15 protein-coding genes and 2 pseudogenes are annotated in these 18,521 nt (G+C 46.8%); 13 read left to right on the top strand and 4 right to left on the bottom strand.

The features are described from left to right. Positions 1-13 precede the first annotated feature (13 nt). From EAE30_RS17160 to EAE30_RS17100, 13 genes and pseudogenes are all read left to right on the top strand, one after another. Entirely contained in the window at positions 14-1,495 is a 1,482-nt protein-coding gene (locus EAE30_RS17160; RefSeq protein ID WP_123017010.1) for an SPOR domain-containing protein, read from the top strand. A gap of 70 nt (positions 1,496-1,565) precedes the next feature. Continuing rightward, complete coding sequence (locus tag EAE30_RS17155) at positions 1,566-2,396, top strand: Dam family site-specific DNA-(adenine-N6)-methyltransferase (RefSeq protein WP_123017009.1); 831 nt, start codon at positions 1,566-1,568, stop codon at positions 2,394-2,396. A gap of 115 nt (positions 2,397-2,511) precedes the next feature. Continuing rightward, complete coding sequence (gene rpe / locus EAE30_RS17150) at positions 2,512-3,216, top strand: ribulose-phosphate 3-epimerase (protein WP_123017008.1); 705 nt, start codon at positions 2,512-2,514, stop codon at positions 3,214-3,216. Positions 3,217-3,240: 24 nt separating this feature from the next. Then, entirely contained in the window at positions 3,241-3,921 is a 681-nt protein-coding gene (locus tag EAE30_RS17145) for a phosphoglycolate phosphatase (RefSeq protein ID WP_123017007.1), read from the top strand. Between the two features lie 127 nt (positions 3,922-4,048). Further along, a complete protein-coding gene (trpS, locus tag EAE30_RS17140; protein ID WP_123017006.1) occupies positions 4,049-5,065 on the top strand; it encodes a tryptophan--tRNA ligase in 1,017 nt (338 codons plus the stop codon). A gap of 230 nt (positions 5,066-5,295) precedes the next feature. Continuing rightward, the gene (locus tag EAE30_RS17135; RefSeq protein WP_123017005.1) at positions 5,296-7,839 is read left to right on the top strand and encodes an ExeM/NucH family extracellular endonuclease; all 2,544 of its coding nucleotides are present in this window, start codon (positions 5,296-5,298) and stop codon (positions 7,837-7,839) included. 115 nt (positions 7,840-7,954) lie between these two features. Next, positions 7,955-8,155: pseudogene (locus EAE30_RS17130) on the top strand (glutamine amidotransferase-related protein); the annotation flags it as partial. 132 nt (positions 8,156-8,287) lie between these two features. After that, on the top strand, positions 8,288-9,901 hold the full coding sequence (locus EAE30_RS17125) for an IS1634 family transposase (RefSeq protein WP_123014954.1): 1,614 nt from the start codon (positions 8,288-8,290) through the stop codon (positions 9,899-9,901). A gap of 19 nt (positions 9,902-9,920) precedes the next feature. Next, positions 9,921-10,316: pseudogene (locus EAE30_RS17120) on the top strand (anthranilate synthase component II); the annotation flags it as partial. A 387-nt stretch (positions 10,317-10,703) separates the two neighbouring features. Further along, positions 10,704-11,915 carry an aspartate aminotransferase family protein gene (locus EAE30_RS17115; RefSeq protein ID WP_123017003.1) on the top strand — a complete coding sequence of 404 codons (1,212 nt, stop codon included), beginning with the start codon at positions 10,704-10,706 and terminating at the stop codon, positions 11,913-11,915. Positions 11,916-12,013: 98 nt separating this feature from the next. After that, positions 12,014-13,033, top strand: a complete 1,020-nt coding sequence (gene astA, locus EAE30_RS17110; RefSeq protein ID WP_123017002.1) for an arginine N-succinyltransferase — start codon at positions 12,014-12,016, stop codon at positions 13,031-13,033. 28 nt (positions 13,034-13,061) lie between these two features. Further along, a complete protein-coding gene (gene astD / locus EAE30_RS17105) occupies positions 13,062-14,519 on the top strand; it encodes a succinylglutamate-semialdehyde dehydrogenase (protein ID WP_123017001.1) in 1,458 nt (485 codons plus the stop codon). Between the two features lie 26 nt (positions 14,520-14,545). Further along, on the top strand, positions 14,546-15,343 hold the full coding sequence (locus EAE30_RS17100) for a DUF1338 domain-containing protein (RefSeq protein WP_123017000.1): 798 nt from the start codon (positions 14,546-14,548) through the stop codon (positions 15,341-15,343). A 69-nt stretch (positions 15,344-15,412) separates the two neighbouring features. On the opposite strand, the gene crp is transcribed toward EAE30_RS17100, so the two are convergent. The 4 genes from crp to EAE30_RS17080 form a co-directional block, all read right to left on the bottom strand. After that, a complete protein-coding gene (gene crp / locus EAE30_RS17095; RefSeq protein WP_077314098.1) occupies positions 15,413-16,045 on the bottom strand; it encodes a cAMP-activated global transcriptional regulator CRP in 633 nt (210 codons plus the stop codon). 244 nt (positions 16,046-16,289) lie between these two features. After that, the gene (locus tag EAE30_RS17090) at positions 16,290-17,159 is read right to left on the bottom strand and encodes a phosphoribulokinase (RefSeq protein ID WP_123016999.1); all 870 of its coding nucleotides are present in this window, start codon (positions 17,157-17,159) and stop codon (positions 16,290-16,292) included. Between the two features lie 97 nt (positions 17,160-17,256). Further along, the gene (locus tag EAE30_RS17085) at positions 17,257-17,463 is read right to left on the bottom strand and encodes a YheU family protein (protein ID WP_123016998.1); all 207 of its coding nucleotides are present in this window, start codon (positions 17,461-17,463) and stop codon (positions 17,257-17,259) included. Between the two features lie 37 nt (positions 17,464-17,500). Then, positions 17,501-18,511, bottom strand: coding sequence for a hydrolase (locus EAE30_RS17080; RefSeq protein WP_123016997.1), 1,011 nt, complete (start codon positions 18,509-18,511; stop codon positions 17,501-17,503). Positions 18,512-18,521: the final 10 nt, after the last annotated feature.

The raw sequence follows: 18,521 nt of genomic DNA, 5'->3' as shown, positions 1-18,521 counted from the left end.
ATAGGATGACTCGATGAACTTGGCGCATGAACTGGAATTAGATTCGCAAACCGAATTGTTGGAGCGGTTACAACTGCTCACAAGGTTTGGTTCCAATTTAGTGAATGTCTATGGGAGCCAAGGGGCTGGCAAATCTTGGTTAGCGCAGCGCTATCTTGAAGAGTACGCCGATGATACCAACCAAGCGTTGGTATTATGTCATCCGCAGCAAACCGACGAACAGCGTCGTACTACCATTCTTTCCCAACTCGTCTCAGAACCTCTGTTTAATCCCAAAGACTCTCTTCTTGACAGTTTCTCTGCCCTATTTGCCGACCGTGACTGCAATATTGCGGTGGCGATCGATGACGCCCATTTATTGTCAGAAACCTTAGTGTCTGAGTTGTGGATGTGGATCCTAGAATGTCAGGATAATCCGGCTTGGACGATCAATGTGATTTTATTCGTTGAGTCTAATCGCTTAGAAGCGTTACTGACACGTCTGACCTATGGGCAAGAATTAAAACCGATTGATCTTGAAATTGAGCACTTGAGCGAAGAAGAGGCCGATAGGTTATTTGAAAATAGAGTCATGCGTTTTATTGAGGATGCGATGGAAAAACGCGTCCGTAATGCGTATAAAAAAGTCCAACGCACTCCAGGAGCAATTATGGCATTGGCTGAGAAAAAAACTGAAAAACGCGTCGTGGTACGTTCTATTGTGGGTTCACCGTTCAATATTGCTCTGGTCGTGATCATCATTACTTTACTGATTGGTGCCGGCTATTGGTGGATGCTGTCGCAACCGCAACCCGGTGAACAGAGCGGCGAGCCGACACAACAAGAAGCATCGAGTTCACTAGAGCAAACGGCGATTCCTACGCTACCCACCAACGCTCAGTCTGGTGCGAACGGCGTATCGGATCCCATGACTGCTCAGCCGCAAACACCGCGCTCATCGACCACGGTCGGGACTCATGCACAGCCACAAACTGACGATAGTCTCCCAAATGATGACGCGGCAGCATTGCCCCCTGAAGTGAAGGAAGACATGACTGGGGTTGGTCAAACACCACAAAATAATGAGAACCGTGTTGTGATCAATTCGGATGTGGTGGATGCGCTAGTCGATGATGAAAAACAACCCCAACCGAGTAATATGGCACAAGCGCAACAACAAGCCGAGCAACAGCAGGATGCGCTATCTCAGTCGTTCGATGCCGCTCGAGCGGACCTGAATGCGATGTCACCCCGTAGCTATACATTACAGTTAGCCGCGGTGAAATCGTTAGATGAAGTGCGTAAATTTTTAAATGAGTATCAACTAGATGGCCAAGTTAACGTGTATCCAACTGATCGTAGTGGGACAACGTGGTACATCGTGACGTACGAAAATTATCCGACGATTCAAATGGCTAGAGATGCGGTGAGCACATTACCTGGACGTTTACAATCGTTAGGCCCTTGGGCGAAGTCTCTGCGTCAGGTGCAAAGAGAGCTTACTCGGACGAAATAAACCTGAGCTTCGCGTGAAAATATGTTACATTCCGCCACCTTATTTGGTGGCGATTGAATTAGAGCAGTAGATGAAAAAGCAGCGTGCCTTTCTAAAGTGGGCTGGCGGTAAATTTGGTTTGGTAGAAGATATTCAGCGTAACCTACCAGAGGCTGATCAGTTAGTGGAACCCTTTGTTGGTGCAGGATCTATTTTCCTGAACACAAATTATCAACAATATCTGCTCGCCGATATTAACCCAGATTTAATCAATCTATACAATCTAATCAAAACTGAGCCTGAGCGTTATATCACTGAGGCCAGAAAATGGTTTGTGCCTGAAAATAATCGCAAAGAGGCGTATTTAGAGGTAAGACAAACCTTTAATGCCACCGATGATGTCTTCTACCGCTCATTAGCCTTTCTTTATATGAATCGATTTGGTTTTAATGGTTTATGCCGTTACAACAAGAAAGGGGGCTTTAATGTGCCTTTTGGTTCGTATAAAAAACCGTATTTCCCCGAAAAAGAACTGTGGTTTTTTGCTGAAAAAGCGCAAAAGGCCGAGTTTGTCTGTTCTACGTACGAAAACACGTTTGCTCAAGCTGCTGACAACAGTGTGGTGTATTGTGATCCCCCCTACGCGCCCTTATCAACAACCGCGAATTTTACCTCGTATTCCGGCAATGGTTTTACGCTGGATGACCAAGCCAAGCTTGCCGATGTCGCGGAACGAACGTCATTGGAACGTGGTATTCCCGTTTTAATCTCCAATCATGATACCTTGCTGACACGCCGTCTTTATCATGGTGCTCGGTTAGATGTCGTGAAAGTGAAACGAACCATTAGTCGTAACGGTGGTGGACGGAATAAGGTGGATGAATTACTTGCCTTGTTTGATGCGCCGCTCCACAAGAAATAAACGCCTCATCACCTTGAGCACACCGGTGTGTGTTTGACTAGGATCTTTTCGTTCCGTTATGTAGAATGATCGAACATTGATTGATAAGCGTGCATGATTGCTCGAGAGGTTAGGAATGAAAGATTTCATTATTGCTCCATCCATCTTATCTGCGGATTTAGCCCGACTAGGTGAGGATGTTGAACGGGTTCTTGCTGCAGGAGCCGATGTTATCCATTTTGATGTTATGGATAACCATTATGTTCCCAACCTGACATTCGGCGCTCCTTTATGTAAAGCGTTGCGAGATTACGGAATTACAGCTCCGATTGATGTTCACTTAATGGTGAAACCTGTTGATCGTATTATTCCTGATTTTGCCAAAGCGGGCGCCTCTATGATCACGTTTCATGTGGAAGCGTCAGAGCATGTTGATCGCACATTACAACTGATTAAAGAGCAAGGTTGTAAAGCGGGGGTAGTGATTAATCCCGGCACGCCATTGCATTATCTTGATCATATTATGGATAAACTCGATATGATTTTGCTGATGTCGGTGAACCCCGGTTTTGGCGGTCAATCCTTTATTCCTCATACCTTAGAAAAACTCCGAGCGGTTCGCCAACGTATTATTCATAGTGGTTACAATATTCGTTTAGAAATTGATGGTGGCGTAAAAGTCGATAATATCCGCGAGATTGCCGAAGCAGGCGCGGATGTGTTTGTGGCGGGATCCGCGATTTTTGGCCAACCAGATTACGACTCGGTAATCCAAGCGATGCGTGATGAATTGGCCCATGTGACGAAGTGTAAGCAACAAATATTACCCGAGCGTTCTTAACATCCAGTAAGTAGTAGGATCAATATTGTGACAATTAAGCTGATAGCCTTCGATTTAGACGGTACGCTTTTAGATAGCGTGCCAGATTTAGCTGTGGCAGCGGATCAAACGGTACAAGCCTTGGGGTTTGCAAGTGTCGCGGAAGATCAAGTTCGTGATTATGTGGGAAATGGCGCAGATTTATTGATTGGGCGGGCGCTCAGTCAAAGCATGCAAGTCTCACCAGAGCTCAGTCCTGAATTACTCAAGCAAGCACGTGTGTTATTTGATGATAACTATGGTAAGACTGGCCATAAAAACAGCCATTTGTATCCTAATGTCCGTGACACGTTACACGCGCTGCATCAAGCCGGTTATATCTTAGCGGTGGTCACCAATAAACCGTCGCAATTTGTCCCTGATATTCTTGCTCAACATGATATTGATGGGTTTTTCTCTGAGGTGTTAGGTGGAGATGCGTTTGCGGAGAAAAAGCCGAATCCGATGCCACTGAACTATTTGCTGGATAAATACGAGGTCACCGTTGAGCAGATGTTGATGGTGGGCGACTCTAAGAATGATATCTTGGCCGCCAAAAATGCGGGGTGTGCGTCTTTGGGATTAACCTATGGTTATAACCATGGTGAGCCGATTCAACAGTCACAACCAACGTATGTGGCGGATAACGTGAGTCAGCTGTGTGAGATTCTTAACGTGGGCGCGTAATTTTATACATTCCCCCCCTAGTAAAATACTTGCTAATGAGTACACTGGATAATCGCGTGGAATGTGTTCCATGCGGTTTTATTATTTTTGACTGTCTCTCATTTTTGGTAACAAGGAAATCATTCTCATGAGCAAGCCCATCGTATTTAGTGGTGTTCAACCATCAGGTGAACTTAGTATCGGTAACTACTTGGGTGCACTCCGTCAGTGGCAGCAAATGCAAGATGATTACGATTGCCAATACTGTGTGGTGGATCTGCATGCGATTACGGTTCGTCAGGATGCAAAAGCTCTGCGTGAAGCGACATTGGATGCTTTAGCTATTTGTCTGGCGGTTGGTATTGATCCTAAGAAAAGTACGTTGTTTGTACAATCTCATGTGGCAGAACATACACAACTTGCGTGGATTTTGAATTGTTATACGCAAATGGGTGAGTTAAGTCGTATGACTCAATTTAAAGATAAATCCGCGCGCTTTGCCAATGACGTGAACGTGGGTTTATTTGATTATCCGGTGCTGATGGCGGCGGACATTTTGTTGTACGGTACCAATCAAGTGCCAGTAGGCAGCGATCAAAAACAACACCTTGAATTGGCGCGCGATATCGCAACTCGTTTTAACAATATTTATTGTCCAGACGCGCCGATTTTCACGGTTCCAGAGCCGCACATTGCTAAAGTTAATGCGCGTGTAATGAGTTTACAAGATGCGACTAAGAAAATGTCCAAATCGGACGATAACCGTAAAAATGTGATCACCTTGCTCGAAGATCCGAAATCGATTATTAAGAAAATCAATAAAGCACAAACGGATGCTCAAACACCGCCACGCATTGCTCATGATATTGAGAATAAAGCGGGGATTTCGAATTTAATGGGGCTATATTCTGCCGCAACCGGTAAGAGTTTTGCGGAAATTGAAGCAGACTATGCCGGAGTTGAAATGTATGGCCCATTTAAGAAAGACGTTGGTGAAGCGTTAGTCGCTATGTTAGAGCCTGTACAAGCGGAGTACCACCGTGTTCGTCAAGATCGTGCTTACTTAGAGAGTGTGATGCGTGAAGGTGCGGCTAAAGCCTCTGAAAAAGCGCATAAGACACTGATGAAAGTGAGAGAAGCCGTGGGTTTCTTGCCTTGCCCATAATGCGGTAAGTACAACCTATAGAATGTGAAAAAAGCCTCAGCGTTGCTGAGGCTTTTTTTATTCCGTGGTGTTTGTTGCGCTGCATAAATTTCGTGAATTACATCCAAATTTGGAAGGAAAAGTCGGTTTTTAAAATCTCGGCCGATCGCTTATAAGTCAATGTCTTACCATTGTAACGTGACAATTGTATACCGATGAATACTCTCACTATTACTCAGGAAGAGACAACCATGAATCAACGATATCAATTACTGTTATGGGGTGGATTAGCCACATCGCTCGCCTTTCAGGTTCAGGCCGATGTGCTTATCTCAGAATACATCGAAGGCAGTGGCTATAACAAAGCGATCGAGATAACCAATACGGGCGAGCAGTCCGTCAGTCTTGATGGCTATACATTGCAAAAAGCGACCAATGGTGCGACATCTTGGCGCAATACTCTGTCATTAGCGGGTTATGAACTTGCTTCGAAGCAAACGCTTGTGGTGGTGAACAGCCGTGCAACGGATGAATTGCTGAGCAAAGCCGATATCACCAACAATACGATAACTGGCTTTAATGGCAACGACCCAATAGGCTTATTTTATAACGGTGCTCTGCACGATGTGATTGGCGTGGTTGGCAGTGACAGCTATTGGGGGCAAGACGTCACGTTAGTGCGTCAGACGACACAAGCGAGTCGCGATTATCAGCCCGATCAATGGCAAGAATATGGAAAAGATGAGTTTGCTGATTTAGGCGCATGGACGCCACCTAGTGATGGTGGGACCGATCCTCAGTTTACGTGTCGATTACCGAGTGGTGCGTTCCCGAATTTCACGGCGATTCATGCGATACAAGGTCCGGGGGATCGCTCACCTTTTGTCCCCAGTGGGGCAACTCAGTCACCGGATGACTACTATGTGAAAGGCGTGGTAACGGCGGTTACCGGGAATATAACCAAAGGGTTTTATTTACAATCATTACAAGCCGATAGCGACATGCGTACTTCTGAAGGCTTGTTTGTCTTTACCGATCAAGCGCAAACGAATCTTAACCCCGGAGATGTGGTGTGTGTTCATGGGAAAGTGAGAGAGTATTATCAACTCACTGAATTTGTCCCTAACGAGGACCAGTGGCGCGTGGTTGATCAGCAGCAAGTCCCAGCCGCTCAAGCGGTCCATATCTCGGCCGATGACGCCTCTTTTGCCCAGACATTGGAGCGCTATGAAGGGATGCTTGTCCGATTACCGCGTTCTTTAGACATGCGAGTCACACGAGTGTTTGGGTATGATTACGATGCCTATCGCAACAACATGGCGTTATCGCAAGGGCAAGTGAATTATCATCCCAATCAATTTGATCCGGCAGGATCGGCGCAGAGCAAACAGGTTCAAGCTACGAATCAACAACGTGTGCTGGTGGTGGAAACCGATAAACCGGCGCCAGATGGTGTGATTCCTTATTATCCAGATTTTGCTCGAACCGATGGCAACCAAGATGGCTCCGCGGATGATTATCTGCGTATCAACGACACGCTCTTCAATCTGGAAGGCATCGTGACTTACACATATTCGAATTATCGCTTATTAGCGACCAATACGATTGATGGCCAAGACATTGTTCATAATACGCCGCGTACAGAGTCACCACAGGTAAACGCGGGGGATTTACGTATTGCGTCGTTTAACGTGCTGAACTACTTTAATTCGCCGTTTAATGGCGATGCGAACCGATTTGGTGACAATCGTGGAGCGAGTAGCTATGGTGAGTTTGAATTACAGCAGGAAAAAATTGTGACGGCATTGGATCACTTGGATGCCGATATCGTAGGCTTGATGGAAATCGAAAACAATGGATTTGGTCAAGGTGCGGCCATTCGTCAGTTGGTGGAGCAACTGAATCTACGCCAAAATGAGCAAGACAAATATACGTTTGTGACCATCGACTCGAACCAAGATGGAATGATGGATGAAGACGATTCGGTCGGCACAGATGCGATAGCCGTTGGCTTGATATATCGTCCTAGCAAAGTGGCGCTGCAAACCAAGCGGGTGATTGCGATGCCAGAACAAAAAGCGCCACCGATATACGATGCAAATGGTGAGCTCATTGATAATGGCAAGCATCAACAGCGTGATTCTTTAGCGGCCACTTTCCGAGTCACCACAACGGGTAATGAGTTAACCGTTGCCGTTAATCATTTTAAATCCAAAGGCTCGAAGTGTTGGGAAGATAATGCTCCAGTCAGCCAAGGAGGGCAAGCGGGGCAGGATCCGGATCTACAAGGTTCCTGTGAGGACTTTCGTGTCGCGGCAGCGGTTGCGCTGGGCAAGGCTTTACAAAACATGCCAGGGGATAAAGTCATCCTCGGCGATTTAAACTCGTATGCGAAGGAAGACCCTATTTTGGTTTTAACGGATTACTCTCCTGAGCATTATGACAAGGTGATTCATGCGGCTCGCAACACCTACATTGACGGACAGCTGCAATTTGGCGATGAAGGTGCCCAGATCACGCACAGTTATGGGTATCTGAATGCGGTGCCGATGTTCCATCCTCTCAGTTGGAGTTACTCATATAACAATGAGGTCGGAAACTTGGATCATGTGTTGATTAGTAAGCACTTAGCCCCATTTGTGGTGGATGCCAATGAGTGGCATATCAATGCTGACGAGTCGACCTTGTTTGATTATCGTGATGAGTATAAAGGCAGCAACTTGCCCCGTTACGGTGATCAATTCCGTTCCTCGGATCATAATCCCGCCGTGCTGGAATTGCGCTTTTCCCAGTAGTATCGCGTGAAAGGCTGAGTCATTCTCATAATAAAGGCAAGCGATAGGCTTGCCTTTATCTTTGCCTGCGGCACAATATCCGTTCATTTCAATTGAGCGATTAGGGAATCTCTCCGTGCTATTAATTATCGATAATTACGACTCGTTTACGTATAACCTGTATCAGTATTTTTGTGAGTTAGGTGCAGAAGTGAACGTTGTCCGCAATGACGAGGTAACCCTTGATGACATCGCCGAGCTAGCCCCAACTCACTTGGTGATTTCTCCCGGTCCATGTACGCCTGATGAGGCCGGGATTTCTTTGCAAGCGATTGAACCGTCATTCCGCAGCCAATTTCAGAATTAAAACAATGTGATCCAGTGATCGTTTACAAATGTTAGTGCGACAGACCTCTTGACCGCGATCCCCAGTTTTGATCTATTACTGTTATTTAACGGTCACTTTATTATGTCTGCTGCTCAACCTGTCATTAAACGCCTAGATCACTTAGGGCTGATCGCTGCTTTCTGCCATGAAATCGGTTTACCTGGTATTATTGATCGCATCATTCCCAAGTACTCGGATCACAACGTTTCACATGGCGATGCGGTCTTGGCGATGATTCTCAATGGTCTTGGCTTTCACAGCAGAACGCTGCATATGTTTTCTGACTTCTTCGAGACGAAGCCTGTTGCCAAGTTGCTTGCTAAAGATATTGAAGCTCACCATTTAACGGACGATGTACTCGGACGCACGTTAGATGCTTTATATGAAGCAGATGTCTCCGCACTTTATCAAGCGATAGCAGAGCATGTCGTTGATAAGCTAGGACTTAAAACAGACTCTGTCCACCTTGATATCACTAGCTTCCATGTCGATGGTGAATACGCCCAGGACGAAGATCTTAATGCCATCAAGCTGGTAAAAGGCTACAGCCGAGACCACCGTCCAGAGCTAAATCAAGTGGTCCTTGAGTTGATTTGCGAAAACCAAGCTGGCCTGCCTGTTTACATGCAAGCGCTTAGTGGCAACACCAACGATGCTAAGGCATTCTCAGAGGTCACTAAACGGCATATTCATTGCCTGAAGGCAGCTCAAAACAGTCGCTACTTCATCGCCGATGCCGCTTTGTACACCGAAGAGAGCATTCGTTCACTGGATGAGCAACAACAGAAGTTTATTACGCGTGTTCCAATGACCATTAAATCAGCCAAAGAGGCCTTAATGAACCTTGAGCCCGAGCAGCTGAGCCATATCGGCAATGGCTACTCGGGTTGTTGGGTTGACGCTGATTATGGCTCGGTATCTCAGAAGTGGCTGTTGATTCATAGTGAACAAGCAACCAAGCGAGAACAGGTAACGTTTTATAAGAACTTAGACAAAAATATCACCAAAGAGCTGAAAGCGCTGGGACAACTAAAGAAAAAGCAGTTTGCTTGCGCAGTGGATGCCGAGCAAGCAATGAGCGACTTCGCCAGCCAGTGTCATTTGCTTGGCTTCGCGCAATCAACCATCGTTAAAGAGCCAATTTATTCAGGTCGTGGTCGGCCGAAGAAAGATGAAAAGCCAACGGGATACCACTATTTGATAGATGCTACGCCTTATACCGATCTAGAAAAGGTGAAACTGGCCAAGCTTAAAGTAGGTATGTTTATTCTCGCCACCAACGATACTGACAACACCGACCTAACAATGGCTGCATTGCTTGAACATTACAAGTCTCAGCAAAAGGTCGAGCGCGGCTTTCGCTTTTTGAAAAGCCCTGAGTTCTTAACATCATCAATTTTCCTGAAGAAACCTCAGCGAATCGAGGCACTACTGATGATCATGACGCTGAGCCTACTCGTTTACGCGAGCTTAGAGCACAAAATCCGAGAGAGTCTCACTAAGACCGAGGAATTCTTTCCTAGCATGGTAAAGAACAAGACGACAACTAAACCGACGGCACGTTGGGTATTCTTAAAATTCGAAGGTATCGACACACTCGAATTTGGCGGCCAAAGCTTCATAACGGGTGTTCAAGAGCATCAGACTCGGCTGCTTAAGCTTCTTGGTGTACTGTATGAAGCAGTTTATTCCTAAATTGGCTGCGGAATCTCGGATTGAACGTTTTGCCGGTCAGATACCGATATTGGGTGTGTGTTTGGGACACCAAGCCATTGCTCAGGCTTTTGGGGGTAAGGTGGTGAGAGCCAAAGCGGTGATGCATGGTAAAACATCGCCCATTCGTCATACAGGGACAAGCGTCTTTGTGGGTCTGGCGAATCCATTGACGGTCACGCGCTATCATTCATTGATCGTGGAATCCGCGTCTTTGCCTGAGTGTTTTACTGTGACGGCTTGGACGGAAAATGACCTTGGGGAATGCGATGAAATTATGGGATTTGAACATCGTACCTTACCGATCGCAGCGGTACAGTTTCATCCTGAATCGATTAAAACCCAGCAAGGACATGCTTTATTAAACAACTTCTTAGCTCGTAATAGTTCGGTTTAGTCATCGACGTTGGCGTCATGATCCCGATTGAGATCACTTTTCCTCATCAATCTGTCCCTATTTTTGCGCATAATAGCGAATGCACAATTATGCGCCATATTTTTAACTATGCATATCAAGCTCTCTTACCAACTAAAATTGCCATGATTTAAAAACCATTTCTTAAATTTAAAATAAATATTTTATCATTTTAAGTGAATAAAAAATCAAAAATAGTTAAGGTAGAGCGGTGCGCTTTTGCGATTACAGCAGAAGCTACTATTGAAAACAAAAAATATTTATCAATACAATGTGGATAGTTCTTGAGCGCCATGTGAAATCTTATGGTTGATCTAAACTATAGGTAATTGTTCATGATACCGCATGTGTACCTTAAGGGGATGTGCAATGACAACGGAAATGAAAGTAGATCGTAGTGTATTTGACGAGGTGATGGTGCCTTGTTACAACCCAATGGAGTTTGTTCCCGTTGAAGGTAAGGGCTCTCGCGTATGGGATCAGCAGGGCAACGAATATGTTGATTTCGCAGGCGGAATCGCGGTGAGTTGTCTTGGTCACTGTCATCCAGCGATGGTGAATGCACTGACAGAGCAAAGCAAGAAATTATGGCATTTGAGTAATGTCATGACCAATGAGCCAGCATTACGTTTGGCCAGCAAGTTAACCGAGCATACGTTTGCCGAAAAAGTCTTTTTTGCAAACTCAGGCGCCGAGGCGAACGAGGCCGCGTTGAAATTGGCTCGTCGTTATGCGGCCGATGTTTATGGTCCTGAGAAAACAGAAATCCTCGCGTTTGTGCAAGGGTTTCATGGACGAACATTTTTCACTGTCACCGTGGGCGGACAGGCCTCTTACTCGGATGGTTTTGGTCCGAAACCCGCTGACGTGACGCACATTCCATACAATGATATTGCGGCATTGAAAGCGCATTTGTCGGAAAAAACCTGTGCTGTGATGATGGAACCGTTGCAAGGTGAAGGCGGAATTGTGTCTCCGGATCCGGATTTCGTACAGCAAGTCCGTCAATTGTGTGATGAACACAATGCTCTGCTGATTTTCGATGAAGTGCAGACGGGCAACGGGCGTACGGGTGAGCTGTATGCGTATCAAGGCTTGGGAGTGACACCGGATATTTTGAGCACGGCAAAATCACTGGGCGCGGGGTTCCCGATTGGGGCAATGCTGACGACCACCGAGATTGCGAGCCATTTTAAAGTGGGCGTGCATGGTTCAACCTATGGCGGTAATCCTCTTGGGTGTGCGGTCGCCAACGCCGCGTTGGAGATTATTACTCAACCTGAAACGCTGGCGGGTGTGAAAGCGCGCGAAGCATTATTTAAAGCGGGTTTAGCACGTATTAACGAAAAATATCATATATTTAAAGATATCCGCGGAAAGGGATTATTAATTGGCGCCGAATTAAATGACGCATGGCAGGGACGTGCTCGTGAAATATTGGTGGCATCAGGGAAACAAGGCTTAATGTTACTCGTCGCTGGTGCGAACGTGGTCCGTTTAACGCCTTCATTAATCATTCCAGAGCAAGATATTGAAGAAGGTTTAGCTCGCCTAGATAAAGCAATTGCCACCCTAGTGTGAGTGGGTATTGCCATCTCGTTTGATGCCGAGTGCAGAGCGTGTGGTGATAAATGAAGTAGGGGCCCGCGAAGGGCCCTTAGCATCTGGAGGGAATGTTGATGCTAGTAGTTCGCCCTATCGCAATGTCAGATTATGAAGCACTTCACCGATGTGCCGTCGAATCAGGACATGGGTTTACCTCATTGCCTGTCAATGAAGTGTTATTGAAAAATCGTATTCAACATTCTGAAAACAGTTTTGCGAAAAGCGGTGTTTGCCAACCAGGAGATGAAGGGTATCTCATGGTGGCTGTGGATTCAGAAACCGGTGAGGTAGCCGGAACCACGGGGATTGAAGCGGCCGTAGGCTGGGATGTCCCGTTTTACTCCTATCATATCAGTACCATTGTCCATTCTTCTCGACGCTTGAACGTCAATAATGTGGTCAAGGTGTTAACCTTTGGTAATAACTACACCGGGTGTTCGGAAATTTGCACGCTGTTCTTAAGGCCACAATTTTGTGGTGGTTTGAATGGGCGGCTGTTGTCTAAATGTCGCTTGTTGATGCTTGCCCAGTATCCAGAGCGGTTTTCTCGTACCATTTTCGCTGAAATGCGCGGCGTATCCAATGCAGAAGGGCACTCGCCATTTTGGCAGTGGCTACAGCAGCATTTTTTCTCAATCGATTTTACTATGGCCGACTATCTAACCGGGACGGGTAAGAAAGGCTTCATTGCCGACCTTATGCCCAAGCTGCCAATTTATGTCAATTTATTAAGCCCAGAAGCGCAAGCTGTGATTGGCAAAGTCCATGAAAACACCAAACCAGCTCTACGGTTATTAGAGCAGGAAGGGTTCGTGTGCCGAAATTACATTGATATTTTCGATGGGGGACCAACGGTTGAATGTGATCGAGAGCATATTGAGTCGGTGAGGCAGTCACAGTGTTATTCGGTGGAAGTGGCAGAGCATACCAGTTGTAAAGACTATTTGCTGATCAATACCGAATTTCAACGTTTCCGAGCAACCGCCGCGAAAGCCGCGATCAATGTTGAAAATCACAGTGTGATTTTAGCGCCGGATGTGGCTCAAGCGTTATTGGTGACCACCGGAGATCTCGTCCGTGTATTAGCATGTTAGGTGAATAAGGACATATAAGGGAGACATCATGACACATTGGATTGCAGGAAAATGGCTGAGCGGTGAAGGCGCGTCGCTTTGTTCTAAGACGCCTTACGATGCGAGCATACTATGGGAGGGGAAAGGTGCCACGGCTCAACAAGTGGCGTCCGCGGTGGCGGCCGCGCGCGCGGCATTAGTCGACTGGCGACAATCCACGTTTGCTGAGCGAGAAGCTTATGTCTCGGCGTTTGTTGACGTCGTCAAGCAAAATAAAGAGCACATCGCCCAAACCATTGCTCAAGAGACAGGCAAACCCTTGTGGGAAACGCGCAATGAAGCGGCGGCCATGGTCGGTAAGGCGACCATCTCGGCTCAAGCGTATCATGAGCGCACAGGAGAGCATGCGAAAACCGTGAATGGTAATCAAGTGGTCCTTCGCCATCGCCCTTTGGGAGTCATGGCGGTGTTTGGTCCTTATAACTTCCCTTGTCATCTCCCCAATGGGCATATTATTCCAGCATTATTAGCTGGCAATACCATTGTATTTAAGCCTTCAGAACAAACCCCTTTATGTGGTGAATTAATGGTGCGTCTGTGGCAGCAAGCGGGCTTGCCTGACGGTGTCCTGAATTTGGTGCAGGGCGCGAAAGAAACTGGCATAGCATTGGCCGAGTCGAAAGGGATTGATGGGCTCTTGTTTACTGGCAGCGCGCAGACTGGACAGCTTTTGCATCGACAATTTGCCGGACAGCCGGGGAAAATGTTAGCTCTGGAAATGGGGGGCAACAATCCTTTGGTAGTTTCAAACCATTATGGTGATGTCGAAGCGACGGTTTATACGATTGTTCAATCGGCTTTTTTGAGCGCAGGTCAACGTTGTACCTGTGCACGTCGCTTATATGTACCAGAGGGGGCACATGGTGATGCGTTATTAGAGCGTTTAATTGAGGTGACTCAACGGCTTGTTATGGGCACTCCGTTCGCAGAGCCGGCGCCATTTATGGGGCCGCTGATTTCTCAAGCCGCGGCAAAGCATATCTTGCACGCGCAAGCCAAGCTCCAATCTCAAGGAGCGAGCGCGTTACTTGAGGCGCAGCAAGGAAGCCATGCGTTTGTCTCGCCGGGCATTATTGATGTCACCAAGGTGGCCGATTTACCGGATGAAGAATATTTTGGTCCTCTCTTGCAAGTGATTCGTTACCAAACCTTACCGCAGGCGGTTGATCTTGCAAATGACACTCGCTTTGGCCTGTCTGCCGGATTGATTTCTACTGAGGATAAGGAGTGGGAGTTTTTCATTACACATATTCGAGCGGGCATTGTTAATCGCAACCGAGCACTGACTGGGGCGAGCAGCGATGCGCCATTTGGTGGACCAGGAGATTCCGGTAATTTACGGCCGAGCGCTTATTATGCTGCGGATTATTGTGCGTACCCAATGGCTTCAATGGAAGGTGCGTGTACCGTACTGCCCGAGCAAAAAAGCCCAGGTCTCTCTTTCTAGCGCCGATCTCAACCTAAGGAGGCACCATGCACATCCATGATGTATTTGACGCTTTGTGGCAAGACTATACGACACGCTTATGTCCTTCTGCATTGCAAGTTCATGCTTTGTTACAAGAAGAGTCGCCCTTGATTAATGACCATATTGCTTTGCGTACTTTTGCCCATCGCGACATTGGCTTAGAGGTGCTAGCGAAGCCTTTTTTAGACTTGGGATACCAAGCTGAAGGGGATTATCATTTTGAAGCGAAGCATTTATACGCCAAGCATTTACGTCATCCCGACGCAACGCTACCTAAAGTGTTCATCAGTGAGTTGCATCTCGATGAATGCAGTCAAGCACTGCAGGCTATTGTGGCACGCTTGATTGGGCAGATTGACGATTTGCCTTGGTCAACGCCTGAGTTCTTATGGCAAGGCCGTCCTTGGGATGTGAGCTACTCGGAATACTTCGAGCTTTCTCAGGAGAGTGAGTACGCGGCGTGGGTTGCGGCTCATGGGTATGGGGCGAATCATTTTACTGTGAGTGTTAATCAATTATCGCGTTTTGCCAGCGTGGAGTCGCTTAACGATTACTTGGAGGAACAAGGTTTTACCCTCAATGATATTGGCGGCACAGTGAAAGGAACGCCACAGGTGTTACTCGAACAGTCCTCGACGATGGCGGACGAGGTCGGTGTGATCTTTTCCGACATGGATGCGAGTATTCCCGGAGGATTTTATGAGTTTGCGAAACGCTATCCGCAAGCCGATGGGCAGTTGTATCAAGGGTTTGTCGCCGCGAATGCGGATAAAATTTTCCAAAGTACTGACCGTAAAAGTTAGCGATATTACAGGCATAAAAAAACCACCGTGTAGGTGCGGTGGTTTTGATTCTACGAGATGCGTTAAAACTTAACGAGTCCCGTACACAACAATGGTTTTACCGTGGGCAGAAATCAAGTTCTGCTCTTCTAGCATTTTTAGTATACGGCCCACTGTTTCGCGAGAACACCCGACGATCTGACCGATCTCTTGGCGTGTAATCTTGATTTGCATTCCGTCTGGGTGCGTCATTGCATCAGGTTGTTTTGCTAGGTTAAGTAGCGTTTGCGCAATACGACCGGTCACGTCTAGGAAAGCGAGATCGCCCACTTTCTGACTGGTGACTTGAAGACGACTTGCCATTTGCCCAGATAGACGCATCAGAATGTCAGGGTTAACCTGAATTAACTGACGGAATTTCTTAAATGAAATTTCAGCCACTTCACAAGGTGACTTAGCACGAACCCAAGCGGTACGTTCTTGTCCTTCCTCAAAGAGACCAAGCTCACCAATAAAGTCACCTTGGTTTAAGTAGGAAAGGATCATTTCCTTGCCTTCTTCATCTTTAATCAATACCGCCACTGAACCTTTTACAATGTAGTAAAGAGTTTCAGCCTTCTCACCCGCATGAATTAACGTGCTTTTAGAAGGGTACTTATGAATGTGACAATGTGAAAGAAACCACTCTAAAGTTGGGTCGGTTTGAGGTTTACCTAGAACCATAATATCTCACTTCCTCTGCAGGGTACGCTTGCCGCTATCCATGTTTAATTTAGCGAAGCCTCATGACTTCCTAGAATAAGAAGAGTTTGGATTCACCGCAAGTTTTCTTGTGTTTCCGTTATGAAATAGTATCCTTTTTCACGCGGAATTTCTTGATTTAAATCGCTTACAAAGGGGGATTTACTGCGCAAAAACGTGCTTATGATCACGGTATGAAAAGTAAGCGGCATTTGAACAGAATGAATCACCCAATTTTTCCACTTTCGATTAATTGTTGTAGGATCGGTCGAACAATCAGTTCCATAGCAAAACTCATTTTTCCGCCCGGTACAACAATCGTATTATGCTGTGACATAAATGAACTATCAATCATAGAAAGCAGATAGGGAAAGTCGACGTGTTTGATACCGCGTAGACGAATGACCACAAAACTTTCGTCTAAACTTGGAATCCCTTTGGCATTCAGAGGGTTGGATGTGTCCACCGTCGGAACACGCTGAAAGTTGATGTGTGTACGTGAAAACTGCGGCGTGATGTATTTGAGATAGTCGTCCATAGAGCGGACAATGGAGTCCATCACCGCTTCGCGCGAATGGCCGCGGTCGCGTGTGTCACGCACGTACTTCTGAATCCATTCCAAGTTAACAATGGGGACCATGCCAATCAGAAAGTCGACGTGTTGTGCCACGTTAATATCCCCATCGACTACGCCGCCATGCAGACCTTCATAAAACAGCACATCGGTTTGTTCGGGGATGTCTTGCCATGGGGTAAATGTGCCCGGCATTTGGTTATAGGGAACCGCCTCATCAAAGCTGTGCAAATAGCGACGAATTTGTCCTGAACCATCTTTACCATACTGACGGAAAAAGTCGCCAAGCGCGGCAAAGTTATTGGCTTCAGGGCCAAAGTAACTGATATGACGGCCTTGTTCGCGCGCTTTGCGGATCGCGACGTCCATTTCAGGTCGGGTATAACGATGAAAACTATCACCTTCTACCCATGCGGGTTTCACTGACATCATATTAAACATTTTGCGAAATGCTTCGGATGTCGTTGTTGTGCCGGCTCCTGAGGAACCGGTAACGGCAATGATGGGATGTTTCGCTGACATGACAAACCTTGTCTTTTGATTCCTGATTGATAACGATGCGAATGAATCGCGTTGGATTTACTATAGCACGGAAAAACGCTCTGTCCCTGAGCACTGTTTAGAGGTCGCGTTTGATATCGACCGTTTCATGAAGTTCGGAGTACACCACAACCGCATCACCGGATTGTATTTGCTGCTTCACTTGTTGCACTTTTTGATCGAGCGTCACTTCTTGTGAGCCGTAATCCGTTCCTTCACGTAGGACAAACTCACGGATTAGATTGTCGAGTGTGTCGGCATCGATTTGTTGCCAAGGGATGATCATAATAGCCTCATAGGGAACTGAATATCACGATAGTATGTCACGATGACACACGGTTTTCAGCATCGGCGGATGCCGTGTCGTTAAGGAAATGGGCGTAATAACTCGGTAAATGTTCCTCTAACCAATAACGGGGATGTCGCCAATCACCACTGATGAAGCCAACATGTCCGCCATGCTTGGTCAGACAATAATGCAGATGACTGGGCAAGGCAAATTGCGGAATGACGGCTTCATTCATGAAAGGATCGTCTTTGGCCTGAATAAAATAGGTTGGCACCGTGATCTCGGTTAAACGCTGCATGCCCGAACATTGATGATAATAGTCAGCGGCACTCTCAAAGTGGTGTAATGGCGCCGTAATCAATTCATCAAAGTCACTGAGTTTACGAAGCTGTTTAATCGCGCGCGCCTCAATGCCCAGTCGTGGCCGCAGTAAATCGATTTTTAGCAATGCATTACGCTTTAATGAGCCCATCAGGTAACGGCGATAGACACGAGACATTCCTTGCTCGATACGCTCAGAACAAGCGGCGAGATCCAGAGGCGCTGAAATGACGGTGGCCGCATCGACAATCGGGTCTTCACGAAATCGGGCTAAATAATTGGTCAACATATTGCCCCCTAAAGAGACCCCGGCAGCGATAATGGGGCGATTGGGGCATAATCGCTTCACATGCTCAAGCGTTAATCGAGCATCGTCGGTTTCTCCGGAATGATAGGCTCTTGCCTGTAGATTGGGTCGGCCACTGCAGCCACGAAAATGCATTAGGACGGCGATCCATCCTTGTTGTTGAAAGGCGTGCATCAGTCCGTTGGCATACGGGCTCTCAAAGCTGCCCTCGAGACCGTGGAACAACACAAACACCGGTTTATTCGAGGCGCTGACATGACGATAATCCATGCTCCAAGCGAGATCGAGAAAATCGCCATCCGGTGTGTCGATGGTTTCTCGGTAGGGAGTAAATAGCGGCTGACGGCGGAAATAACGCGGTAATATGGTTTGCAAATGGGGGTTGGTCAGTCCGGCCGCTGGAGTAAACACGTCCATGATATTAAGC

It is taken from the genome of Vibrio zhugei (assembly GCF_003716875.1).
Taxonomy (GTDB): Bacteria; Pseudomonadota; Gammaproteobacteria; order Enterobacterales; family Vibrionaceae; genus Vibrio; species Vibrio zhugei.
This window is presented reverse-complemented; position numbering and strand designations above follow the sequence as displayed.

What these genes read in the sequence shown, in the direction of transcription:
- astA (WP_123017002.1), top strand. Translation starts at nt 12,014, where the DNA reads ATGCTAGTAGTTCGCCCTATCGCAATGTCAGATTATGAAGCACTTCAC.
- EAE30_RS17155 (WP_123017009.1), top strand. Translation starts at nt 1,566, where the DNA reads ATGAAAAAGCAGCGTGCCTTTCTAAAGTGGGCTGGCGGTAAATTTGGT.
- EAE30_RS17160 (WP_123017010.1), top strand. Translation starts at nt 14, where the DNA reads ATGAACTTGGCGCATGAACTGGAATTAGATTCGCAAACCGAATTGTTG.
- EAE30_RS17125 (WP_123014954.1), top strand. Translation starts at nt 8,288, where the DNA reads ATGTCTGCTGCTCAACCTGTCATTAAACGCCTAGATCACTTAGGGCTG.
- EAE30_RS17080 (WP_123016997.1), bottom strand. Translation starts at nt 18,511, where the DNA reads ATGGACGTGTTTACTCCAGCGGCCGGACTGACCAACCCCCATTTGCAA.
- EAE30_RS17085 (WP_123016998.1), bottom strand. Translation starts at nt 17,463, where the DNA reads ATGATCATCCCTTGGCAACAAATCGATGCCGACACACTCGACAATCTA.
- EAE30_RS17115 (WP_123017003.1), top strand. Translation starts at nt 10,704, where the DNA reads ATGACAACGGAAATGAAAGTAGATCGTAGTGTATTTGACGAGGTGATG.
- astD (WP_123017001.1), top strand. Translation starts at nt 13,062, where the DNA reads ATGACACATTGGATTGCAGGAAAATGGCTGAGCGGTGAAGGCGCGTCG.
- EAE30_RS17090 (WP_123016999.1), bottom strand. Translation starts at nt 17,159, where the DNA reads ATGTCAGCGAAACATCCCATCATTGCCGTTACCGGTTCCTCAGGAGCC.
- trpS (WP_123017006.1), top strand. Translation starts at nt 4,049, where the DNA reads ATGAGCAAGCCCATCGTATTTAGTGGTGTTCAACCATCAGGTGAACTT.
- crp (WP_077314098.1), bottom strand. Translation starts at nt 16,045, where the DNA reads ATGGTTCTAGGTAAACCTCAAACCGACCCAACTTTAGAGTGGTTTCTT.
- EAE30_RS17100 (WP_123017000.1), top strand. Translation starts at nt 14,546, where the DNA reads ATGCACATCCATGATGTATTTGACGCTTTGTGGCAAGACTATACGACA.
- rpe (WP_123017008.1), top strand. Translation starts at nt 2,512, where the DNA reads ATGAAAGATTTCATTATTGCTCCATCCATCTTATCTGCGGATTTAGCC.
- EAE30_RS17135 (WP_123017005.1), top strand. Translation starts at nt 5,296, where the DNA reads ATGAATCAACGATATCAATTACTGTTATGGGGTGGATTAGCCACATCG.